This window comes from Brevibacillus sp. HB1.4B (assembly GCF_013284285.1).
GTDB classification, from domain to species: Bacteria; Bacillota; Bacilli; order Brevibacillales; family Brevibacillaceae; genus Brevibacillus; species Brevibacillus porteri.
Genome location: NZ_JABSUT010000006.1, coordinates 122,628 through 145,198, shown reverse-complemented (window position 1 = coordinate 145,198; position 22,571 = coordinate 122,628). Strand labels below are relative to the sequence as shown.

Genomic DNA, 22,571 nt, shown 5'->3' with positions numbered 1-22,571 from the left:
CTTCCCAGCCCGTTTTTTGTTGTGGAAATGGATTAGATACGTGCCATCCCCATCACTTTTTCAACTTTGTACAGCATCTCGTTCGCGACCTTATTCGCTTTGTCTGCCCCGGCAGTCAGGATATCATCCAGCTCAGAGGAGTGGAACAGCTGCTCGAAGCGTTCTTGAATCGGACGCAATGTTTCTACGACAACTTCTGCCAACTCGGTTTTAAATGCGCCGTAACCCTTACCCTCGTACATCGCTTCGATCTCATCCAGAGTTTTTCCGGAGCAGAGGGAGTAGATGGTCATGAGGTTAGAGACAGCAGGCTTTTCTGCTTTGTCATAACGCACAACGCTGTCGGAATCCGTTTGCGCGCGCTTGATTTTTTTCGTGATGGTGTCTGCATCATCCAGCATGGAGATGAAGGCACCTTGGTTTGGATCGGATTTACTCATTTTCTTGGTGCCTTCAGCAAGGGACATGATGCGTGCGCCAGTCTCCGGCAGGCGAACTTCTGGAATGGTGAAAATGTCACCATAACGGTTGTTAAAACGAGCGGCTAAATCACGAGTCAGCTCCAGATGCTGCTTCTGATCCTCGCCCACAGGGACGAAATCAGTGCCGTACAGCAAAATATCAGCAGCCATCAATGGAGGATAAGCCAGCAGACCGCCTGGAATGGATTCGCCGCGTCCATCGGATTTGTCCTTGAATTGGGTCATGCGCTCCAATTCACCCAAGTAAGAGGTACACAGCATGATCCAGCCGAGCTTGGCATGAGCCGGTACTTCCGATTGGACGAACAGCGTCATTTTGTTCGGATCGAGGCCAACGGACAAATAGAGAGCCGCGAGACGACGGATGTTTTCGCGCAGGACAGCAGGCTCCTGTGGAACGGTGATCGCATGCTGGTCTACGATGCAGTAAAAGCAGTTGAACTGATCTTGAAGCGGAACGAAGTGCTTCATTGCGCCCAAGTAGTTGCCGAGTGTCATAATGCCGCTCGGTTGAATGCCGGAAAAGATGGTTTTCATGGGAAAGTTGCTCCTTTCAATGTTAGATGCGAGTTTAGAAAGTTGAGTTCAAAAAGTCGACTTTTCGATGCCACATAAGCTTTCAGGACTACTTCGTGATCAAAAGTCGATTTTTTGAATGTCCGCTTTAGAATACAAAAAGGTCCATCCGCCCTGGACAGGGACGAATGAACCGTGGTGCCACCCTTGTTATTTCACGTACGGAATCATCCATACGCAAAATCTCTTTGATCCGTACCGTTTCTGTGTCAGACAGCTTGATACGGTGTCCATTGTAACGTACGGACGTAACGCCAAAGCCTACTGCCGCCATGAGAGCGGGTTCGGTTTGGAGCTCGGAAGCCCATTCATCATTTCCTTAACACTGATTCGCACCAACCATCAGCTCTCTGAAGTCTCGAAAAATGACTACTCTTCTTCCTCATTGCCATCAAATGATACCCTTTGAGCAAACATTTTACATAGAGTGGAATAAAAAAGCAAGTGGGTATTGACAAGGAAATCCAAAAGATGTAAAAGTAACTCAAGAGTTATATAACTTTCGAGTTACTTTTGGAGTGAGAAAATGACCAATGACAAATTGTCGAAAGGGGAGCAGAGTCGCGGTCGGTTACTTGCGGCGGCAGCTTCTGAGTTCGCGGCAAAAGGCTTTCATCGTACACGGGTGAGTGACATCGTGAAAGCAGCAGGCCTGACACAGGCGTCGTTTTACCAGTATTTCGACAGCAAGGAAGGCTTGTATCAGCAGTTGACGGACACATTTGCCACCAAGCTGTGGGAATTGGCGGACAGCGGTCAGAAGGTAACGGTCTTGACGAAGGCAGATGTCTTCGGTCAAGTACGGGAGAATCTGCTCGCCTTGTTCCGATTTTTTCAGGAGCAGCCTGAATTGACCCGGATCGTACTGTATCAGGCGGAAGAGGGCGAAGAGCTGCATCGTAAGCTGGCTTCAATTGTTGCTGTCAACCTGCGAAAAAATCAGAGTGCTGGGCACGTCCGTGTCGAGTTGTCTGTGGAGGTGGCGGCAGAGGCAATGATCGCAGTCGTAGACCGTATGACGACGCGGTATTTGCTGACGGGCGAGAAAACAGCGGAGCAGCTTGCGGACGACGCAGTATCTTTTTTGGCATATGGAATTTTGCAGGCAAACGAATAGGAAGAGGGTGCTTGTATGCTGGAGCTGTCCCATCTGATTTGGCTGTTTTTAGTCGTTTTCATGGTTCATGATTTCGAGGAGATCGTGATGGTAGAAGGTTGGGTGCGAGCAAAAGAAGACCTCATTAGACAGACAATGCCAGAACGGCTAATGAAGATGATGGAGCCTTCGCTTTCGATGAGTACAGCGCAATTTGCGGTCGCAGTCTCTTGTATTTTCGCCGTTTTATCGGTAGCGGTGATCCTGACTGTCACGACGCTTTCGACTGGAACGTACCTCCCGTTTTTTCTAGTTTGTCTGCATGTGATGTTTCTCCATGTTTTCATGCATGTTGGTCATACCGTTGTCCTTCGCACGTACACACCTGGTGTGGTGACGGCTGTGGCATTCGTTTTGCCATATAGTTTGTATACGTATGATCGATTGCTTGAGGCTGGGCTTGCGACGTGGCCGTTGATATGGAGCACGTTGCCGTACAGCTTGCTGATCATCCCTGTTTTATACGCGGCACACCGGATTGGGGAGGCAGCAGGTAAAGTGATCCCCCGATGAGAAAAAGAAAGGGAGTATGTTATCCTAGTGGTGGTTGTTCAAAAAGTTGTTTATTGATCACAGAAGCAGTCCACAAGTAGGAAGAGATTGGTGTGAAAGAGGGAATTTTGTTGAAGCTGCGACTAGGCGTAATAGGCGCGGATGATTCACTTGCCATCATCGAATCAGTCATGCGAGAGTTTCCCGAAATTGAATACTTGCCGATTGTCTATTGGAAAGAAGAAGAAATCCTCGATCTGATCTTGCCGCATGTGGATGAGGTGGATATGTGGCTTTTCTCCGGACAGGTCCCTTATGCTATGGTGAGCGAGTCAGGCAAGGTCCATGTGCCGATGGCTTATGTGCCTCATCTCGGTGCGAGCTTGTACAGAACCTTGCTTCATCTGTCCCATCAATTGGGAATCCGGGTGGATGAAGTGAGCTTTGATACATTTTCACCAGAAGAACTGGAGCATTTTATGGACGAAGCGGGTATCGCTGGTGGTTACAAATGGCTCAAGCATTATGAGGGAGCAATCTCAGCCGATGAACTGGCCGATTACCACGAACAGCTTTGGAGAGCAGGCAAAACAAAGGTGGCTGTCACCTGCTTGCGGACAGCAGATGTAGAGCTGGCTCGTAGAGGTGTCCCTGTACATCGGGTCGTGCCGACACGTGCAGGCGTGATTTCGGTTATTCACATGCTTTTGCGTACGCACGAAATGCTTCACTTCAAAGATACCCAAATTGCCGTGCAGATGATGGAGATCGATCCATTTCGTGAGCTTGCCGGTGGCAACTTTTCCACAGATGAATGGCAAAATGCCGAGATCAAGACGATGGAAAAGCTGTTGCGCTACGCGAAGTATTTGCAAGGCTCACTGAAGACAGCAGGTCCCGGGCGATACGTCATTTTTACAACGCGGGGTAACCTGCAAGAAGTGACTCGTGACTATGCGACCATGCCGGATTTGGAAGAGCTGTTTGGCATTCGTGCTGATCTGGTGACGTGCGGAATCGGGATCGGCAAGACTGCTTATGAAGCAGAAATCCACGGTGGCGCGGCTTTGTTGCACGCCAAAGAGCGCGGGACAGGCAACTGGATGGTCTTCTTTGATGACAAAAGCGTCGTAGGGCCGCTTGGTCGTGCTGAACAGATCACCTATCGGTACGACTCAGAAAAGCTGCAAGAGCTCAGCCAGCTTACCTCTCTCAGTGTCATGACGCTCGCCAAGCTCTACTCCATACTCAAGAAGCGAGGCTCTCAGGAAATTCATGCGACAGAATTAGCCTCGTATCTACAAATTTTGCCACGAAGCGCCAGACGCATCCTGATTGAACTGGAGTCAAAGGGACTCGCGCAGGTGATCAGGGAAGAAAACCCGCACCCGCGGGGCAGACCGCGCAAGGTGTATCGGATCGTATGGCAAGGGCAATTGTAATAAATTTACCAATTAATCATTTCTTTCGGGAAATGATTTTTTTGTCGTTAAAAAATTGTTCTCAAATTCACATTTATGACAAATAATAAGAGATGTAAACAACTATGAACTTACATAAAAAACAATATTTTCCAAGGAGGAGTTAACAAGTATGAAAAAATCGGTTTTTGCAGTAACACTCAGCTTCGCATTAGGTAGTTCTACCTTCCTGCCGCTAGCTGCGCAGGCCGAATCCGAAAGCATCGTCTATAGCGCTGAGTGGGATACCCCCGAATTTATTGGAGAAGAGTTCGAGGCAGAAGATCTGGATGGCGAAGACAAAGTTTGGGGATTCCTGGAGCAACATCAAGATTCCTTCCGCATTGACGGAGAAGTGAGAGATCACTTTAAAGTGCTTGATGAAGTGACAGACAGAGAGACAGACATGACTCACTACCGCGTACAAGAAATGTACGAAGGCATCCCGGTCTATGGTTATCAGCAGACGATTCACGTAAACGAGGATGGAAATGTAACGGCATTCCTCGGTAACTACGCGCCTGACCTGTCAAACAATGATAAGCTGACGGAAAAACCAAAACTCAAAGCAGATAAAGCGGTTAAAGAGGCCATCAAGGATTTGGAGGATGAGATTGACAAAGAAGTGAAGAAGTTCGAGGTGAAGCCAAAAGGGAACCTCTATATCTACATCCACGAAGATGAATCGTATTTGGCTTACGAAGTGGAGCTGAATTTCCTCGATCCGCAGCCAGGGCGTTGGAAGTATTTCATCGATGCAAACACTGGTGACGTGATTAACAAATACAATATGCTCCATGAGGTTACAGGAACGGGTACGGGGGTACTTGGTGACTCTAAGTCCTTCGAAGTAACGAAAGTAAGCAATACAAACTACACGGCGAAAGATACGACTCGCGGTAAGGGAATTGAGACGTACAATGCACGGAACAGATACACCCTCCCAGGCACGCTTGGCTCTGATACCGATAACAAATGGACAGATGGAGCACTTGTAGACGCGCATGCCTATGCACAGAAAACCTACGATTACTACAAAAACGCACATAACCGCAACAGCTATGACAACAACGGTGCGAAATTGATTTCTACTGTCCATTACGGTAGCAACTACAACAACGCATTCTGGAACGGCGTGCAAATGGTATACGGGGATGGAGATGGCAGCGTATTCCGCCCATTGTCTGCTGGCTTGGATGTCGTCGCACATGAATTGACACATGCCGTTACAGAAAAAACAGCTAATCTGATCTATCAAAATGAGTCCGGTGCGTTAAATGAATCCATCTCTGACATCTTCGGGGCAATGATTGACAACGATGATTGGCTCATGGGTGAAGATGTATACACACCTGGAACGCCTGGCGACGCACTGCGCTCTCTCGAAGATCCAACAGTTGCTGGTGATCCTGACCACTACAGCGATCGCTACACAGGTCCAAATGACAACGGAGGCGTACACACTAACAGCGGTATCAATAACAAAGCAGCATATCTCCTCGCAGAGGGTGGTTCACACCACGGTGTAACGGTCACAGGCATTGGTCGCAATGACACAGCAAAAATCTACTACTACGCCCTAACAAACTACCTCAATCCAAACTCTAATTTCTCCGCTATGCGACAAGCAGCTATTCAATCCGCAACAGTTCTTTTCGGTGCTAATTCCCAACAAGTAGAATCAGTAAAAGATGCGTATGATGCAATTGGAGTGCAATAATCAAATAAAGTATTTTGTTACACGAAATATTTGTCATACTATTTGAAAAATTGCTTTGCTCCTATTGTGGGGCAAGGCAGTTTTTTGTATGTTGAGACAGCAGTGCATCTAAAGCAGAGAAATTTAATTGTAATAAATTTACAAAAAAATAGTTTTCAAATTCAGAATTATGATAAATAATAAAAGATATAAATAACTATGAATTTACATAAAAAACAATATTTTCCAAGAAGGGGTTTAACAAGTATGAAAAAATCGGTATTTGCAGTAACACTCAGCTTCGCATTAGGTACATCCACCTTCCTGCCGCTAGCTGCGCAGGCCGAATCCGAAAGTATCGTCTTTAGCGCTGAGTGGGATACCCCCGAATTTATCGGAGAAGAGTTCGAGGCAGAAGATCTGGATGGCGAAGACAAAGTTTGGGGATTCCTAGAGCAACATCAAGATTCCTTCCGCATTGACGGAGAAGTGAGAGACCACTTTAAAGTGCTTGATGAAGTGACAGACAGAGAGACAGACATGACTCACTACCGCGTACAAGAAATGTACGAAGGTATCCCGGTCTTTGGTTATCAGCAGACGATTCACGTAAACGAGGATGGAAATGTAACGGCATTCCTCGGGAATTACGCACCTAACTTGGCAGATAACGATAAGCTGACGAAAAAACCAAAGCTGAAGGCAGATAAGGCAGTAAAAGAGGCTATTAAGGATTTGGAGGATGAGATTGACGAAAAAGTGGAGAAGTTCGAGGTAAAGCCAAAAGGAAACCTCTATATCTATATCCACGAAGATGAATCGTATTTGGCTTATGAAGTGGAACTGAATTTCCTCGATCCGCTACCAGGCCGTTGGAAGTATTTTATCGACGCAAACACTGGTGACGTGATTAACAAATACAATATGCTCCATGAGATTACAGGGACGGGTACAGGAGTACTAGGTGACACCAAATCGTTTGAAGTAACGAAAGTAAGCAATACCAACTATACGGCGAAAGATACGACGCGCGGCAAGGGAATTGAGACGTACAATGCACAAAACAGATATACCCAACCTGGTACTCTAGGTTCTGACTCGGATAACAACTGGACAGATGGAGCAATAGTCGACGCTCATGCCTATGCTCAGGCAACCTACGATTACTACAAAAACGCACATAACCGCAACAGCTTTGACAGCAAGGGTGCGAAAATCATCTCCACAGTCCATTACGGTAGAAACGATAACCGCGCATTCTGGAACGGCGTGCAAATGACATACGGGGATGGAGATGGACGCAGATTCGGCCCATTGTCCGCTGGCTTGGATGTCGTTGCTCATGAATTAACTCACGCTGTCACAGAACGAACAGCCGGTCTGATCTATGAAAATGAGTCAGGTGCACTGAACGAATCCATGTCGGATATCTTCGGGGCGATGGTTGATAATGACGATTGGCTAATAGGTGAAGATGTATACACACCAGGAACGCCTGGAGACGCACTACGCTCTCTCGAAGATCCAACCATTGCTGGCGATCCTGACCACTACAGCAATCGATACATGGGTCCAAATGACAAGGGAGGCGTACACATTAACAGCGGAATCAACAACAAAGCAGCATATCTCCTCGCAGAGGGCGGTACACACTCCGGTGTAACGGTCACAGGGATTGGACGAGATGACACAGCAAAAATCTACTACTACGCACTAACAAACTACCTCAATCCAAACTCTAACTTCTCAGCTATGCGACAAGCAGCGATTCAATCCGCGACAGTTCTGTTCGGTGATAATTCCCAACAAGTAGAATCAGTAAGAGATGCGTATGATGCAATTGGTGTGCAATAATCACTAAAATATTTTGTGATACGAAATATTTGTCATACTATTAAAAATTGTCTTGCTCCTATTGTGGGGCAAGGCAATTTTTTGTATGTTGGTGATAATTAGTCGCGGGTGTATACGAAGTTAGAGAGGAGTACCACATGGATCATTTCAAAACCATATTGAGACAGCATTTTGATATAAACGCTGTTGATGTTACCCCTCAGCAAGGAGGATGGTCGGCGCTTGCTTATAAAGTCATCAGCGATCAGCATGCTTATTTTTTGAAGGTCTATGAAAAAAGCAGAGCATCTACGCCCAAGTGGACAGCGCTGATCGACAAGTATGTTCCCATTATCCAGTGGCTATCACGCCAAACCAGACTACAAGGCAAAATTCCAGTTCCACTGCTGACTAGAACCGCAGCGTATAAACATGAAGACGACATGGGCATCTATCAACTGTTTGCCTATATTGAGGGGAAAACCATTGGGAACCAAGCGTTAAACTCGTTGCAAGTTCGCCAGTTAGCAGAAATCATAGCGGAGTTGCATTTGTACGGAGAAGAAATCCCGGTCAGTACGGCTGCCATCAAGGAAGACTTCTGTATCCCATTTGCCAAGCAGTTTAGAGAAATGCTGAACGAAGATATCCACCCTCTGCCTGATGATGTGGATGAAATCGTCAAACCTTTTACCAACATATTGGCTACCCGCATGAATGATTTGGAGAGGATTGCCGAGCAATTGCGAGGCAGTGAGGTAAAAATGAAGCTTTGCCATACGGACATTCACAACTGGAACCTGATGCATTCTGGTCAGCAGCTCATTCTCATAGACTGGGAAGGATTGAAGCTGGCTCCGGTAGAAGCCGATCTGATGTTTTTGGTAGATCAGCCTTTTTTTGAAGAGTTTATGGCTACTTATCGGAAGACACATACAAATTATGTGATCAATCGGCAAGCGCTGGAGTTCTATCAAATTCGACGTATATGGGAAGATATATATGAACTGTTAGAGCAGCTCTTGTTTGATGAGCAAGAGGAACAGGACCGAGTAGAGACGATCCGGCATTTGGAAGGGGAATTGAGGAAGATTGATGGAGGTTAACATGATCGACGTTACTTACCTGGAAAAATTATTCCTAAATAGAAGGGAAGATTTACATCTCGGATTGGGTGATATTGGTGATTTGCTGGAGTATGGAACCCATAACCCGAATGACGTTATAACATTTACAGAGTATGCCTTAGACCTTGCGATTGCAGAAGAAAACTTTGTTGTAAAAGAAAGTTTGTTTCATCTACTTATGATTGCAGTAACCTTTCAAGGAATCGCAAGAAATGTAGAATGGGATCCATTAGCAAACGTTCTGCCTACACTAGACAATGCTATCCTCAATTATGCATTAGCCATCATTGGTTGTTCAAAAAAACAAAAATTTATAAAAATAATTGAACCGTACTTACATTCTCCTACTGAATATATTAGGCAAACTGCCGCGGAAGCGTTGGAGGAAATCAATTATAACGTAGAAGAATCTCCATAAGGAAAATAAGGAAGAATGCTGGGGGTGGGACAGCTTCTTGACAAGTTGCATCTAGGTAGTTATTATAGACATCTAAAGTCTTTGATATGGCGTATCCCCCAGACACTAACGGAGTCCTTGTAATGATAGGACAGCGCCCATTTCTTTATAAATTAAGGATATTATATATCTTCAAAAACTCTATAATGAAATACTTTTCGTGTATCACATATGAAACAATGGAGGTTACCTATGAACGAAGAAATTACATTCAACGCCAAAATGGTTCTTGCGTACGATGCTAACACGCGAATCTCGATTCCCACCTATGATTTTTTATTCACAATGGCCCAATCCTATTTTCGAGCTCAATTGGGAGAAAAAGCGGCATCATTGCTCGTGATTGGGGCGGGCGGGGGAAATGAACTTTCTGCATGGGGACCGTCTAACCCAAAATGGACGTTCACGGGAGTCGATCCTTCAGCCGAGATGCTTGCAATGGCGAAAAATAAAACGGTTCAACTGGGTATGGAAAGCCGCGTCCAACTCATTCAGGGAACGATAGACGATGTGCCATATCCAGACTCGAAGTACGATGCGGCGAGCTGTATCTTGGTTCTGCACTTCATTAACGATGAGCAGGAGAAGCTGAAGCTGCTCAGGTCCATTAAGGAGCATTTGAAACCGGGAGCTCCCTTCGTACTTGTTAGTGCGTACGGAGACCGCCATGATGCCGAACTTCGAAACAGATTACACATATGGAAAAGCTTTTTTTTAGATGTGGGATACGAATCAGCGAAAGTAGAAGAGATGGGAAACACCATCATGACAAAAGTTTCTTTTCTATCTGAACCTAAAATCGAACAGCTATTGAGAGAAGCTGGCTTTACGCATATAGGCAGGTTTCATTCTACGGGACTTTTTGGGGGATGGATTTGCCATGCGGAATGAATGGCGGCGGCAGTCTAGGACTTTATTTCGAGGTCCATGGCTACCGCCTTTTCAAAATAGACAGACTATTATACAATTAAGGACATAACCGTTAATCAACCGTTATTGGCTCTGTATAGAAGGAGGAGTGGCGCGTCATGATCAATTCGGATCGATTGTGGGATCGTTTGGGACAGCTTGGCAACATTGGGAAGCAAGAGGCGGGCGGCATCACGCGGTTGTCTTTTACGCCTGAGGAACGTGCGGCAAAAGACCTCGTCACAGGCTTTATGAAGGAAGCAGGTCTCACCGTTCGCGAAGACGAGGTTGGGAACTTGATTGGGCGAAAAGAAGGGAAAAATCCGGCCGCCCCTGTCGTTTTGATTGGCTCGCATATCGACTCCGTACCAAATGGCGGCGATTATGACGGTCCACTTGGCGTACTGGCTGGCGTAGAAGTGTTACAGACGATGCAGGAACAGGGGATCGAAACAGAGCATCCGATCGAAGTCACCGCGTTCACGGATGAAGAAGGAACGCGTTTTGGTTACGGGATGATCGGCAGCCGCGGTATCGCGGGTCTGATCAAGCGAGACGAGCTGGAACAAGCAGACAAGAATGGGGTCACGATTGCTGAAGCCATGCGGAAAACGGGGCTTGATCCGGACCGCACCAGTCTCGCGGCGAGAACTCTCGGAAGTGTGAAAGCGTATGTGGAGCTACATATCGAGCAAGGCAAGGTTCTAGAGAGCCGCGGGCTATCTGTCGGGATCGTGACAGGAGTGGCGGGTCCGCTCTGGTTGAATTTCGTGCTAGAGGGAGAAGCCGGTCATGCTGGGGCAACGCCGATGAATTTGCGTCGTGATCCGATGGCAGCAGCCGCTCAGGTGATGCTTGCTATCGAGGAAGAAGCGGGACGGACTGGAACCAGTGTCGGGACGGTTGGAAGGCTGCAAGCATTTCCAGGCGGAGTGAATGTCATTCCTGGACGCGTCGAGTTTTCGCTTGATTTGCGCGACGTGGACGAAGCGATCCGCGATGAAGTGGAACAGCGCATTTACGAACAGGCAAAAGCGATCTGTGCTAAGCGCAATGTGACATTGAAAGTAGAGCTGCTGCAACGCATAGCTCCTGCTGTATGCTCGGACGATATCCAGAATGCTGTAGCAGAAGCGTGTGAGGCAGAAGGCTTGGAAGCATTTAGACTACCGAGTGGCGCAGGGCATGATTGCATGCAGCTAGTTGAGCTGTGCCCGGTTGGCATGATTTTCGCTCGTTCCAAGGACGGCATTAGCCACAACCCGGCAGAGTTCACGACAAAAGAGGATTGCGCGAACGGAGCCCAAGTACTGTACCGCACCGTTTTATCCTTAGCAAAATAGGCATAAGAAATAGTAAGTGGGGGAGCCACGTAAATCAGGAGGAGAGCGGCATGACAGCAACGGCAGTGGTAACGCTTAATAAGGCGGTCGAAGAAATCAAGGATCAGGTAATCGCGTGGAGACGCTATTTGCACGAGAACCCTGAATTATCCTTCCATGAAGAAAAAACAGCACAGTTTGTATACGAGACACTGCTTACCTTTGGCAATCTGGAAGTGTCCAGACCGACGAAAAACAGTGTGATGGCCAGATTAATCGGTTCCGAGCCCGGAAAAGTGCTCGCCATGCGCGCTGATATGGACGCATTGCCGATTACGGAAGAGAATACGTTTGAATTCGTATCGAAAAATCCAGGCGTCATGCATGCGTGCGGACACGATGGACATACTTCCATGCTGCTCGGAACGGCAAAGCTGCTGTCAGGGATGAAGGATCAGATCAAGGGAGAGGTTCGTTTCTTCTTTCAGCACGCAGAGGAAGTATACCCAGGCGGAGCGGAGGAAATGGTACAGGCAGGTGTCATGGACGGCGTAGACATGGTGATTGGTACGCATCTGTGGTCGACAATGGAGTTTGGGACAGTGGGTATCTGCCCAGGTCCAATGATGGCAGCTCCTGATACATTCTGGATCACCGTTCTTGGAAAAGGCGGACATGCGGCGCTTCCGCATGAAACGATCGACAGCATCGCGATTGCATCACAAGTGGTGACTAACCTCCAGCACATCGTATCCCGCAATGCGGATCCGCTCGATAATCTTGTTCTCTCTGTCACACAATTTGTGGGGGGAACGACACATAACGTCATTCCGGGTGCTGTAGAGATTTGCGGGACAGTCCGCAGCTTTGACAAAAATCTGCGCGAGTCCGTTCCGGGACTCATGGAACGCGTGATCAAAGGCATTACAGAAGCACACGGCGCGGGGTACAAGTTCAAGTACGAATTTGGCTATCGCCCGGTTATCAACGATGCCGAAGTGACGAAATTGATGGAAGAGGTCGTAGAAGAATCACTAGGAGCAGAATGGGTAGAGCATATGCGCCCAACCATGGGTGGTGAGGATTTCTCCGCCTTCCAACAAAAAGCGCCAGGCTGCTTTTTCTACGTCGCTGCGGGAAACAAAGAAAAAGGTATCACTTATCCGCACCACCATCCACGTTTTACAATCGACGAGGAGGCGCTTGAAGTCGGCGTGAAAATGTTCGTCAACGCGGCAAGAAAAATCGTGATGTAACGAGAGTGGCACACATGCAAAAAGAGCTTCCAGTCAAGAGAGAAGGGAAGCTCTTTTTGGCGTGCGAAAGTCGGTATCAGACGTTAGTGGGTGAGTTCTTTTTCTTTGGTGTGAAATGATTTTTGAATCTGCGAAATTTGTCCGGCATGGATACCCGTGTGATACATGAGGCGACCCAATGCTTCTAAAGGAGTAGAAGACCCCAATGGCGTTTCAACGGGTTTGTGCCAAGCTTCCTCAGGTAAGTCACGCATCGCATCAATCAAGTGTTGGTTGGAAGCGGTCATGAAATCAGCGAGCTCTTGCACGTTGGTAAATGCAACTTTGGTTCCGGCAGGACCGCTTTTCGTCAATAGCTCTACGTCCGCTGGGATGCTCCGACCGAAAAACCATTCGGCAAACATGTACTCGACCTCAGCGCTATGGCGCAGCATATACCCGATGGAGACTGCATTCATGCTCAACCGCAAATCTTGTTCGGGCAAGCTTTTCGCAGTCTTGTGAAAACGTTCCTGGATGGTGAGCCAAAGTGTCAATGCGGTTGAATAGGTCATGAATGATGCCCCTCCGTTATTTTTTGGATGTGTGGCCATCTCGGTTGACGTGGACAAATTTATCGGCTGTCAGGTCAATGTCGTAAGCCTGACCGAACCCAGCTACATAGCGTCCCTCTGATGGTGTTAATTCGAACAAGGAAAAATCAAGTCCACGCAGCATATCCATCATGTTTTTTCCAAATGACTGTGCAAACAGCTCGAAAATCTCATCGTAACCCGCATTACCCAAATTCAGGGCCGAACACACGAAGCGGGCGCGCTGGCGAGCAAACAGATTGGTCGCTTTCGACTCGTCTTCAATGAGCATGACATCGACTGCCGGATTTTCTTCCATGTAGCGATAGTGGTTCGCAATTTTACTAATGTAGATGTAAAACTTTCCATCGTATTTGACGAACGGGGCGTAGGAGAGAAACGGTTTTCCATGCTCGTCGACTGTGCTTAACATGAGTGTCTTCATGTTCGCAGCAAACGATTGGTACTGGGCCTTCATCGCTTCCTTATCCATCGCTTTCATACGAGCACCTCACTTGTTTAGTTTGCTTTTTTCAGTATGTGAATCCTGGGGCTAGAGCTGTCTGGCGAGTACTGAATCTCGGTTTCGACGCCGTACACTTTGCGAATCAGCTCCATCGTAAGCACATCTTGAGGTTTTCCAAAAACACGCAGGCTTCCGTCTTTGATCACACAAATTTTATCGCTGTAGGCGCTGGCGTGATTCAAATCATGCAGCACCATGACAACCGTCAGTTTCAAATCCTGATTCAGCTTGCGAACGAGCTCAAGCACATCCAGTTGATGGGCGATGTCCAAATAGGTAGTTGGCTCATCGAGCAACAAGATTTTCGGTCGTTGAGCCAAAGCCATCGCGATCCATGCACGCTGTGCTTCCCCGCCAGACAATGAGACGAGGTAGCGGTCCTTGTAGCTGAGCAAACCGGTTTGTTCCAAAGCCCACGTGACGATCTCATAGTCTTCGCCACTCAGGCACTCAAACCATTTTTTATGGGGAACGCGACCATATCCGACCAGCTCTCCTACAGTCACGTCTGACGGGCACGTGTTGGATTGGCAAAGCATGCACATGATGCGAGAGATTTGCTTCATACTCAGGCTGTTCAATTCTTGATCCGCAATACATACACGGCCGCTTTTACAAGGAATCAGACGTGAAATCGCTTTGAGAATCGATGATTTTCCTGAACCGTTTGGCCCAATGATCGAAACAACCTCTCCTGCTTGGATATCGAGGGAAAAGTCATGGACGATCGACTTCGGACCGTAGCTGATGTTCAACGATTGCACCTGTAACATGTCACATGCCCCCTTTTCGCATCAAGTAAAGGAAATAAGGTCCTCCCACGATTGCCATGACAATCCCGGCAGGAATCTCCAAAGGAGCGAATGCAGTTCGACCAAACGTATCGGCCACAAGCAAGACAAGAGAGCCAAGCACGAGGCTAAACGGCAAGCTCAGACGGTAATCAGAGCCGATGAGCATGCGAGCCATATGCGGCACGACGAGTCCGATAAATCCAACAAGGCCGACAGTCGATACCGAAACAGCTGCCAGATAGACCGCGATGATAGAAAGAGAGAGGCGCAAGCGATGCAAGTTCTGTCCTAAATTGTGAGCGACTTGTTCTCCGAGGCGTAAAATGTTTGCCTGCCTGATCGATAATAGCGCTGCGATCCATCCGACGAGCGAGTAGGGAAGCATCACCATGACATCGCCCATGCCTTTTCCGGACAGACTACCATTCATCCATTGCAGCGCACCCGGTAGCTTGTCACTGTACAAGATGGATAATAACCCGATTGCTCCACCGAAGACAGCATTGACGGCAACCCCCGATAAAATGATGCGCACAGGGGTTAATCCGCCCTGTTTTTTCCAAGCCATGGAGTAGACCATGCCTGCTGCTACTCCGCCGCCAATGATGGCAGCTAGGGGTACCAGGTAAGAATAGTCGGGCACGACCAGCATGATGAACAGCACCGTAACGGCTGCCCCGCTGGATACGCCAGTCAAACCAGGATCGGCCAGCGGATTTTGCATGACTGCTTGCAAGAGGGCACCCGATGCAGCGAGATTCGCTCCAATCAATAGTGCGAGAAAAATACGCGGAATCCGGATATCCCACAGAATGGTTTGACTAGCGGCATCGCCGTGTCCGAGTATGGCTTCTATCGTTTCGGCAAGAGAGAGGCGCACGCTCCCCAGACCAATGGAGAGCAGTGCAGCTACAACGAGCATGATGCAAGCTGTCACCAAGAGAGCTGCTTTCTTGCTCGGAATGTTCTGGGTCACTGGAAAAACTCCTTATTTGTTATACAGGATGTTCGCGAGCTCCTCGTAGGCAGCCGGGACTTTTACCAGGGAAGCGATCCCAAATGTGCTGTAATCGAGTGCTTTCATTTTGCCATTTTTGAATGCGCTCAGTTTTTCCCATGCGCCGTTTTTCTTCACGTCTTCTTCGAATTTTTTGGTCACTGCGCTCGGATCGCCATGCGCTACCAGTAAAATGACATCGGGATTGGCAGCTACGATCGATTCCATATTGAGCGGCACGTATGTATCGGTTTGTTTCAGGACATAGGAAGCGACGTTGGATGCGCCGAGATTGCGGGCAAGGCTTCCGACAAACGTATTTTCATTCATGACCATAAGGGCCTCGGCTGAACCGAACAAGAACAATACTTTGGGAGCGGATTTCCCTTTGGTTGTGTCGATGATGGTTTTTTCCTTTTCCACGATGGATTGGAGAAACGCTGTTGCTTTCTCTTCCTGCTTGAACAGGCGTCCGAGTACGACGGTAGACAGTTTGAGCTCGTCGATTGAGTCTACAGGCAAGTAAGCAGTAGGTAGCGCGGCGGGCTTGAATTTTTTATCGATGCTCGCTTGGATTGAGGTAGGGCCGAGAATGATGTCAGGCTGAAGCTTCGCGACTTGCTCCAAATCAGGCTGGTGAGAAGTGCCGATACGCGGAACATTGTCGAGGGAGGCTGGTAGCTTGCTGCTTGTCGTCGGTACGCCTACGGGAGTGACACCCAGTTCGTTTAGTATCTCGGTAATCGCTACGGAAACGGTCACGACTTTGGTAGGTGGCTGGGTTTTGAATTGGGAAAGTAGCTCCTCTACTTTCTTTTCATCTGCGCTGATTGTATGAACGGCTTGTTGACTTGATGTCGACGAGTCCGACTGTGAGCTGGTAGCAGATTGTTGTGTTGGTGTGGCAGCTTCGGGGGACGTGGAATTGCTGCATCCAACTACACCTGTCAGTAGTAAAGCAATCATCCCGGTTTTCCATCCTGCGTGTTTCAATGTACGTAGCCTCCTGAAAATTTATGATAATGAGAATCAATCTCTTTTGAATTGATTATGATTATATAGAGAATGATTACTATTATCAACAAGAAATTTCCATAGAAAAGAATGGCGAAAACAGGAGAAAAACCGCGGAAAAAAGAGGAAAAGTAGAGAGGGGTGTGATAAGAGCGAAGGCTGCCCGGAGCAACTGGATAGAGCGTATAGCATGATGATCTGGTTATTTCGTAAGCGAGACGTCCGGGCATCCTAAGTCAGCTGGCAGTGAGAAAAAAGATAGCGATCATATAAATCTTGCAGCCGTTTAGCGAATCCGAAAAAGCTTCTGCCAGATCGATGTTTTCCGTTCAGCGTCTCTAATTTTGGCTAACTCGATTTTGGCATCCATAATGTCATTCATTGCCTTGGTCAAGCGGCGATCACGTTCTTTCAGGTTGTTGGTAATATAGGTTTCCTGCTTTTCTACACGTGCTAACAGCGCTAAGTAGGCGGCGTCTTGTTGCTGGACATGGGAAGCCAAGGCATGTAGCTTTACATCCAGCTCTTCAAGGGCAGCAGTATGGTTTAAAGCCGGATATGAGGAAACAGGGGGAAATGCAACCGCAACGGCCGTTTCCTTTCGGGCAGGTTCAGGTGCGCTTTGCGTAGCAACCATTCGGGCAGCTTCATCTTGTGGAATGAGTTGATCCTTTGTTAAGCTGTAAAACCGCTGAAGGCACGTAATATCTACCTGCCTGTACTCCCGACGATTCTGACTATCCCGCAAAAACCAGTAGCCGTGCTGTTCTAAGAGCATGCTCCACTTGCGCAAGGTGCTCGCCCCAATACCTAGCAGACCCGCAACATCTCTGCCACTGTACGTTCTCTCCCGCGCCAATAATTCGATAACCTCTCCCATGGAAATCCCTCCTCTACAAAAGTCCGCTCATCTCTTGCTATACGGTTTCTGTACGTGAAAATGGTTTTCCTTGTGGAATCGTGCGACAAAATCTCACAGTGTTCGTAAACGGATGGCTGTTTTGGCGTCAATTTGTCACCAGACGACAAAGTTGTTGAAAATGGGGACAAATGACGGACGGGTACAAGTACATTTTCTCTTTGACTCCGCTTTTGCTTAGTAGGGCTATGCCAAATGTTCATAGGATGCATGAGAAGGAGGGATTAACCATGGCATTCAAAGACCAGGTAAAAAAATTCGAAGGCAGAAATGTTAGGGTTGCCACTGTAGAAGGTACTTTTTTCGGTCGTCTGGTACAAGTAAAATCGACCACCATTATTTTGGAAGAGCGCAATGGTAATCGTCGCACCATTATTCGTGATTCGAAAATTATTGCTGTTACAGAGCATGACGGCGACGATTGCTAGGTACTGATTGTAGAAAATTAGGATTTGTTTCTCAGGCTGTCGAGTGATCGACGGCCTTTCCTATTCTTTACACCCTGCGGCATGGTAACATAAAAGGGACTGAAAAAACGCTGCTAATAGAGGGGGTACCACTATGTTGGATATTCGGTTTCACGGACATTCTTCCGTGCAGGTTACAAGTGAAGGGCATTCAATCATGATTGATCCATTTATTTCAGGAAGCCCAGTGACAGCAACCAAGCTGGAAGACATCTCAGTTCAGTACATCCTTCTGACACATGGACACCAAGATCATATTCTGGATGCGGTAGAGCTGGCCAAGAAAAACGATGCGACAATCGTTGCAACCCATGAGCTTGCTACCTATTTGAGCTGGCAGGGAGTCAAGACCATCTCGATGAATCTGGGAGGCTCTGTCAAACTGCCATTTGGAAAAGTGAAAATGACACAGGCGTTCCACAGCTCCGGTGTCGTACTGGATGATGAGAAACAAATCGTGTACATGGGAATGCCAGGGGGCTTTGTGATCGAGCTGGGAGGAAAAACGCTCTATCACGCGGGGGATACAGGACTGTTCGGTGACATGAAGCTAATCGGAGAGCGTCATAACATCGATTTGGCGTTCCTGCCGATTGGAGATGTGTTCACAATGGGACCTGAGGATGCACTCGTGGCTGCCGAGTGGGTACAAGCCGATTTTGTTGTGCCCATTCATTACGATACATTCCCGCCGATCAAGCAGGATGGGGAAGCATTCGTAGCCGAGTTGGCTGAGAAAGACATCAGAGGCAAGGCATTGAAACCAGGCGAGACATTGCGTTTGCCATAACTCGATCTTGATACATAGAACCGCTAATCTACGGAGGATGAGATTAGCGGTTTTTTTATGGAGTTGCTATGTTTGTAGCTACGGTGGGGAGAAGAATATTTCCAGTCTAAGCTCCAGGCTCCGTCCTGCTGGGGGCCAAGACTGCCCGCTCCGAAGGGATTTGCGGGGAAACGCAAAAGTGGTAGCCGCTTCGTAGCTCGGGCACGTTGCGTTTCTGTTGCCCGCAAATCCCTTCTCCGCTCGGTAGGACTCCACAAGTCGCTACGTCTGGAAATATTCTTCTCTGTCGTAACGGATTACGTTCTTCCATCTATTAAGGAATTAAACTATTAAGGTATTAAAAAATCGGATCACATGGAAAGCTCGTAGAGGAAACAGGAGAAATAAGCGAAGATCTTTGGTACACCGACCGAGACGCAATGAAAAAAAGAGAAACAAGCTCTTAGCGTCCACCTCTGAGACGCCTCTTGAATGGACCACTTTGGACGCGGGTTTCGCTTTTTTTCATGGAGTCGGACAGTCAATCCCCCAGCGGGTGGGACAAGAAGCTGAGCGTTTTCTCCTGTTTCCTCCCCAGCACTACAGCAACAACTAAAGAATCCTATGTTTGTAGCTACGGTGGGGAGAAGAATATTTCCAGTCTAGGCTCCAGGCTCCGTCCTGCTGGGGGCCACGACTGCCCGCTCCGAAGGGATTTGCGGGGAAACGCAAAAGTGGTAGCCGCTTCGTAGCTCGGGCACGTTGCGCTTCTTTTGCCCGCAAATCCCTTCTCCGCTCGGTAGGACTCCACAAGTCGCTACGTCTGGAAATATTCTTCTCTGTGGTAACTGAGCACATTCTTCAATCTTTTAAGGCATTTAAGATCCGTTTAACACGGAAAGCTCGTAGAGGAAACAGGAGAAATAAGCGAAGATCTTTGGTACACCGACCGAGACGCAATGAAAAAAAGAGAAACAAGCTCTTAGCGTCCACCTCTGAGACGCCCCCTGAATGGACCACTTTGGACGCGGGTTTCGCTTTTTTTCATGGAGTCGGACAGTCAATCCCCCAGCGGGTGGGACAAGAAGCTGAGCGTTTTCTCCTGTTTCCTCCCCAGCACTACAGCAACAACTAAAGAATCCTATGTTTGTAGCTACGGTGGGGAGAAGAATATTTCCAGTCTAGGCTCCAGGCTCCGTCCTGCTGGGGGCCACGACTGCCCGCTCCGAAGGGATTTGCGGGGAAACGCAAAAGTGGTAGCCGCTTCGTAGCTCGGGCACGTTGCGCTTCTTTTGCCCGCAAATCCCTTCTCCGCTCGGTAGGACTCCACAAGTCGCTACGTCTGGAAATATTCTTCTCTGTGATAACTGATGAGGCTCTACCATCTTTTAAAACTCGGATCATACGGAAAGCTCGTAGAGGAAACAGGAGAAATAAGCGAAGATCTTTGGTACACCGACCGAGACGCAATGAAAAAAAGAGAAACAAGCTCTTAGCGTCCACCTCTGATACGCCTCTTGAATGGACCACTTTGGACGCGGGTTTCGCTTTTTTTCATGGAGTCGGGCAGTCAATCCCCCAGCGGGTGGGACAAGAAGCTGAGCGTTTTCTCCTGTTTCCTCCCCAGCACTACAGCAACGTACCAGTTTTTTTCCCATACGAAAAAGAAATCTCTGAAACTAGCATGAAAAGAGAACGACCACTCATAGATATAGAAGAGAAAGAAAAGAAAAGAAAGAAGAGGAAAGGGTGACTTCCTGGATGAGATTGGTGCACAATATTCTTCTATTTCTTGCTGGAGTGGTCGTTTATTCACTAGGTGGTCTTTCTTTTCCAGACGGTGGGGCCTGGTATGCTTCCCTTGCCAAGCCCGATGGAACACCGCCACTCTACTTGTTTCGTATCATCTGGCTCATTTTATACGCACTCATAGCATGGTCGTTACTGATCTTGATTCAAACGAAGCAAATAGACCGCGAGCTTTTACTTCTATATGGAATCAATTGGTTTTTTCATCAACTTTTTTTCGTCTTGTTTATCGGTTATCAACTGCTCGTGTTGGCTGCGCTGGATACCATTCTAGTGATGTATTCGACATGGGTGCTCATTCGCGCCATTCGTCCCCACCATAAAATCGCATCCTCGCTGCTTATTCCCTACTTCATGTGGAGCGTGTTTACAATGTGTCTCGCGATTGGCTTCTGCCTACTCAACCTGTGAGCACAAAAGCAATTACAGACCCTCGACGAGTCGGCTGGCTCGTGCTGTCGCTTCTCTCTTTATTTCCTCCCAATGGAGGGTTTGGAATTGGCGCTGATGCATCAAGATTTCTCCGTTCACAATGGTTGTATCTACATCGGCTCCCGTCGCGCTGTATGCAAGCAGGGCAGGAATGTCATGGACAGGCTGCAGATGCGGTTTATCCAGATCGATCAGGATGAGATCAGCTCTCTTCCCAGCTTCCAGAGTTCCGACCTCGTGATCGATCGCAAGCAGCTTCGCACTTTCAATAGTAGCCATGCGCAAGGCTGCTTCGGCAGGAAGTACCGTCGGATCACCGTGCTTGAGCTTTTGCATCCAAGTCGCGGCTTTGATCTCGGCAAACATATCGAGAGTCGTAGCACTGCCAGCACCGTCTGTTCCCATCCCGACAGTGACCCCAGCCTCGATCAGCTCTCTGACAGGGGCGATGCCGCAGCCGAGCTTCAAATTGCTGACAGGATTATGTGCGACTCCGCCTCTCATCCCGCGAAGAAGTGCGACATCGGAGTCATTCAAATGAACAGCATGCGCGAGCAAAACGTGCGTGTCGTGGAACATGTCCAGTTCATGCAAATACTCCGTGGGAGTCTGATTGTACTTGGCCCGGATTTTCTCTCCTTCCTCAATCGTTTCAGCCAGATGGATGTGGAGCGGGATTTGGCGTTTGCGGGCAAGCTCGATGACTCCTTGCAAAGGCTTCGGCGGGCACGTATAAGGAGCGTGCGGACCGAGCATCGTCGTGATTCTGCCATCGCCAGCCCCCGTCCAGTTGTCGATGAGGTCTAAGGCTTCGGCCATTCGTCGTCCTCCGTCATCCTCGAAAAAGACCATGCCGCGAGTCAAGGAAGCGCGTATACCGGAATCAAGTACCGCTTGGGCAACAGCATCCATATGCACGTACATATCGGCAAAAGCGGTCGTGCCAGAAGCGATCATTTCCGTGATTCCAAGTGTCGTTCCCCAGTAGACATCTTCTCTTGTCATCCGGGCTTCAGCCGGCAGCATCTTTTTGTCCAACCAATCCATCAGCTTGAGATCATCGGAAAAAGCACGCAGCAAGGACATGCTGGCATGGTTGTGCGCGTTGATGAGACCGGGCATCGCGACTCTATTTTTAGCTAGTATGACACGGTCTGCTTCCTCTTCAAGGGATGGTCCGATTTTGGCGATTCGACCATCCACGATCCAAATATCCCCGAGAAATGGCTTCTCTCCCTCAACCATCGTCAATATCATGCAGTCTTTAATCAATAACGTTTTCATGGAAAAATCCTCCTTTTTATTCCTGTTAGCGATGCAAGCGTAAAGCCTGACGCCACGAGAAAGTCAAGGAGGGAATTTTTAGAAAAAGAGAGAACAAATTCAGAAGAGTTGTGCTGAGCTTCGTGGTTTTGAAATATTGTTTATTAGATAACAATTGACGAGAGAAATAATGCTACATAAAATGTAGATAAGATTTGGGGGAAGAAAGCGATGTCACAT

21 protein-coding genes and 1 other annotated feature are annotated in these 22,571 nt (G+C 48.0%); of the genes, 13 read left to right on the top strand and 8 right to left on the bottom strand.

Translation table 11 applies throughout. The features are described 5' to 3' along the window. Positions 1–32: 32 nt before the first annotated feature. Entirely contained in the window at positions 33–1,019 is a 987-nt protein-coding gene (trpS, locus tag HP398_RS16405; RefSeq protein WP_017247332.1) for a tryptophan--tRNA ligase, read from the bottom strand. Between the two features lie 156 nt (positions 1,020–1,175). After that, positions 1,176–1,453, bottom strand: a binding site (T-box leader). Between the two features lie 131 nt (positions 1,454–1,584). On the opposite strand from trpS, the gene HP398_RS16400 reads away from it, so the two are divergent. From HP398_RS16400 to HP398_RS16355, 10 genes are all read left to right on the top strand, one after another. After that, positions 1,585–2,175: a TetR/AcrR family transcriptional regulator gene (locus HP398_RS16400; protein ID WP_173623137.1), complete on the top strand. Its 591-nt coding sequence runs from the start codon at positions 1,585–1,587 to the stop codon at positions 2,173–2,175. Positions 2,176–2,190: 15 nt separating this feature from the next. Next, entirely contained in the window at positions 2,191–2,727 is a 537-nt protein-coding gene (locus HP398_RS16395) for an HXXEE domain-containing protein (RefSeq protein ID WP_173623136.1), read from the top strand. Between the two features lie 92 nt (positions 2,728–2,819). Beyond that, positions 2,820–4,148, top strand: coding sequence for a helix-turn-helix domain-containing protein (locus HP398_RS16390; protein WP_371736757.1), 1,329 nt, complete (start codon positions 2,820–2,822; stop codon positions 4,146–4,148). 151 nt (positions 4,149–4,299) lie between these two features. After that, positions 4,300–5,886: a M4 family metallopeptidase gene (locus HP398_RS16385; protein ID WP_017247328.1), complete on the top strand. Its 1,587-nt coding sequence runs from the start codon at positions 4,300–4,302 to the stop codon at positions 5,884–5,886. Positions 5,887–6,132: 246 nt separating this feature from the next. Then, positions 6,133–7,719 carry a M4 family metallopeptidase gene (locus HP398_RS16380; protein WP_017247327.1) on the top strand — a complete coding sequence of 529 codons (1,587 nt, stop codon included), beginning with the start codon at positions 6,133–6,135 and terminating at the stop codon, positions 7,717–7,719. A gap of 137 nt (positions 7,720–7,856) precedes the next feature. Beyond that, complete coding sequence (locus HP398_RS16375; protein WP_173623135.1) at positions 7,857–8,804, top strand: aminoglycoside phosphotransferase family protein; 948 nt, start codon at positions 7,857–7,859, stop codon at positions 8,802–8,804. Position 8,805: 1 nt separating this feature from the next. Further along, complete coding sequence (locus HP398_RS16370; protein ID WP_173623134.1) at positions 8,806–9,243, top strand: hypothetical protein; 438 nt, start codon at positions 8,806–8,808, stop codon at positions 9,241–9,243. 231 nt (positions 9,244–9,474) lie between these two features. Beyond that, positions 9,475–10,173, top strand: coding sequence for a class I SAM-dependent methyltransferase (locus HP398_RS16365; protein WP_173623133.1), 699 nt, complete (start codon positions 9,475–9,477; stop codon positions 10,171–10,173). A gap of 137 nt (positions 10,174–10,310) precedes the next feature. Continuing rightward, positions 10,311–11,534, top strand: coding sequence for a Zn-dependent hydrolase (locus HP398_RS16360; RefSeq protein WP_173623132.1), 1,224 nt, complete (start codon positions 10,311–10,313; stop codon positions 11,532–11,534). Between the two features lie 50 nt (positions 11,535–11,584). After that, on the top strand, positions 11,585–12,769 hold the full coding sequence (locus HP398_RS16355) for a M20 family metallopeptidase (protein ID WP_017247441.1): 1,185 nt from the start codon (positions 11,585–11,587) through the stop codon (positions 12,767–12,769). 83 nt (positions 12,770–12,852) lie between these two features. Here the strand turns inward: HP398_RS16355 and HP398_RS16350 are convergent, their stop codons facing one another. The 6 genes from HP398_RS16350 to HP398_RS16325 all read right to left on the bottom strand — a co-directional run bounded on the left by HP398_RS16350 (position 12,853) and on the right by HP398_RS16325 (position 17,552). Further along, a complete protein-coding gene (locus tag HP398_RS16350) occupies positions 12,853–13,323 on the bottom strand; it encodes a DinB family protein (RefSeq protein WP_017250699.1) in 471 nt (156 codons plus the stop codon). Between the two features lie 16 nt (positions 13,324–13,339). After that, positions 13,340–13,843 (bottom strand): HugZ family pyridoxamine 5'-phosphate oxidase, encoded by a 504-nt coding sequence (locus HP398_RS16345; RefSeq protein ID WP_088906299.1) that lies wholly within the window; start codon positions 13,841–13,843, stop codon positions 13,340–13,342. A 17-nt stretch (positions 13,844–13,860) separates the two neighbouring features. Next, entirely contained in the window at positions 13,861–14,640 is a 780-nt protein-coding gene (locus tag HP398_RS16340; RefSeq protein WP_173623131.1) for an ABC transporter ATP-binding protein, read from the bottom strand. 1 nt (position 14,641) lies between these two features. Next, a complete protein-coding gene (locus tag HP398_RS16335; protein ID WP_173623130.1) occupies positions 14,642–15,637 on the bottom strand; it encodes a FecCD family ABC transporter permease in 996 nt (331 codons plus the stop codon). A gap of 12 nt (positions 15,638–15,649) precedes the next feature. Then, positions 15,650–16,651 (bottom strand): helical backbone metal receptor, encoded by a 1,002-nt coding sequence (locus HP398_RS16330; protein WP_173623129.1) that lies wholly within the window; start codon positions 16,649–16,651, stop codon positions 15,650–15,652. Positions 16,652–16,958: 307 nt separating this feature from the next. After that, positions 16,959–17,552, bottom strand: coding sequence for a MerR family transcriptional regulator (locus HP398_RS16325; protein ID WP_017250704.1), 594 nt, complete (start codon positions 17,550–17,552; stop codon positions 16,959–16,961). A gap of 269 nt (positions 17,553–17,821) precedes the next feature. Between HP398_RS16325 and HP398_RS16320 the strand changes: the two genes are divergently transcribed. The 3 genes from HP398_RS16320 (at position 17,822) to HP398_RS16310 (ending at position 21,047) form a co-directional block, all read left to right on the top strand. Next, positions 17,822–18,019 carry a hypothetical protein gene (locus tag HP398_RS16320; protein ID WP_007726095.1) on the top strand — a complete coding sequence of 66 codons (198 nt, stop codon included), beginning with the start codon at positions 17,822–17,824 and terminating at the stop codon, positions 18,017–18,019. A gap of 133 nt (positions 18,020–18,152) precedes the next feature. After that, on the top strand, positions 18,153–18,848 hold the full coding sequence (locus HP398_RS16315; protein WP_173623128.1) for a metal-dependent hydrolase: 696 nt from the start codon (positions 18,153–18,155) through the stop codon (positions 18,846–18,848). Between the two features lie 1,740 nt (positions 18,849–20,588). Then, the gene (locus HP398_RS16310) at positions 20,589–21,047 is read left to right on the top strand and encodes a TspO/MBR family protein (protein ID WP_026043256.1); all 459 of its coding nucleotides are present in this window, start codon (positions 20,589–20,591) and stop codon (positions 21,045–21,047) included. A gap of 12 nt (positions 21,048–21,059) precedes the next feature. Here HP398_RS16310 and HP398_RS16305 read toward each other — a convergent pair whose 3' ends face one another. Continuing rightward, positions 21,060–22,352: an amidohydrolase gene (locus tag HP398_RS16305; RefSeq protein ID WP_173623127.1), complete on the bottom strand. Its 1,293-nt coding sequence runs from the start codon at positions 22,350–22,352 to the stop codon at positions 21,060–21,062. Between the last annotated feature and the right edge of the window lie 219 nt (positions 22,353–22,571).

What these genes read in the sequence shown, in the direction of transcription:
- trpS (WP_017247332.1), bottom strand. Translation starts at nt 1,019, where the DNA reads ATGAAAACCATCTTTTCCGGCATTCAACCGAGCGGCATTATGACACTC.
- HP398_RS16400 (WP_173623137.1), top strand. Translation starts at nt 1,585, where the DNA reads ATGACCAATGACAAATTGTCGAAAGGGGAGCAGAGTCGCGGTCGGTTA.
- HP398_RS16395 (WP_173623136.1), top strand. Translation starts at nt 2,191, where the DNA reads ATGCTGGAGCTGTCCCATCTGATTTGGCTGTTTTTAGTCGTTTTCATG.
- HP398_RS16385 (WP_017247328.1), top strand. Translation starts at nt 4,300, where the DNA reads ATGAAAAAATCGGTTTTTGCAGTAACACTCAGCTTCGCATTAGGTAGT.
- HP398_RS16380 (WP_017247327.1), top strand. Translation starts at nt 6,133, where the DNA reads ATGAAAAAATCGGTATTTGCAGTAACACTCAGCTTCGCATTAGGTACA.
- HP398_RS16375 (WP_173623135.1), top strand. Translation starts at nt 7,857, where the DNA reads ATGGATCATTTCAAAACCATATTGAGACAGCATTTTGATATAAACGCT.
- HP398_RS16370 (WP_173623134.1), top strand. Translation starts at nt 8,806, where the DNA reads ATGATCGACGTTACTTACCTGGAAAAATTATTCCTAAATAGAAGGGAA.
- HP398_RS16365 (WP_173623133.1), top strand. Translation starts at nt 9,475, where the DNA reads ATGAACGAAGAAATTACATTCAACGCCAAAATGGTTCTTGCGTACGAT.
- HP398_RS16360 (WP_173623132.1), top strand. Translation starts at nt 10,311, where the DNA reads ATGATCAATTCGGATCGATTGTGGGATCGTTTGGGACAGCTTGGCAAC.
- HP398_RS16355 (WP_017247441.1), top strand. Translation starts at nt 11,585, where the DNA reads ATGACAGCAACGGCAGTGGTAACGCTTAATAAGGCGGTCGAAGAAATC.
- HP398_RS16350 (WP_017250699.1), bottom strand. Translation starts at nt 13,323, where the DNA reads ATGACCTATTCAACCGCATTGACACTTTGGCTCACCATCCAGGAACGT.
- HP398_RS16345 (WP_088906299.1), bottom strand. Translation starts at nt 13,843, where the DNA reads ATGAAAGCGATGGATAAGGAAGCGATGAAGGCCCAGTACCAATCGTTT.
- HP398_RS16340 (WP_173623131.1), bottom strand. Translation starts at nt 14,640, where the DNA reads ATGTTACAGGTGCAATCGTTGAACATCAGCTACGGTCCGAAGTCGATC.
- HP398_RS16325 (WP_017250704.1), bottom strand. Translation starts at nt 17,552, where the DNA reads ATGGGAGAGGTTATCGAATTATTGGCGCGGGAGAGAACGTACAGTGGC.
- HP398_RS16320 (WP_007726095.1), top strand. Translation starts at nt 17,822, where the DNA reads ATGGCATTCAAAGACCAGGTAAAAAAATTCGAAGGCAGAAATGTTAGG.
- HP398_RS16315 (WP_173623128.1), top strand. Translation starts at nt 18,153, where the DNA reads ATGTTGGATATTCGGTTTCACGGACATTCTTCCGTGCAGGTTACAAGT.
- HP398_RS16310 (WP_026043256.1), top strand. Translation starts at nt 20,589, where the DNA reads ATGAGATTGGTGCACAATATTCTTCTATTTCTTGCTGGAGTGGTCGTT.
- HP398_RS16305 (WP_173623127.1), bottom strand. Translation starts at nt 22,352, where the DNA reads ATGAAAACGTTATTGATTAAAGACTGCATGATATTGACGATGGTTGAG.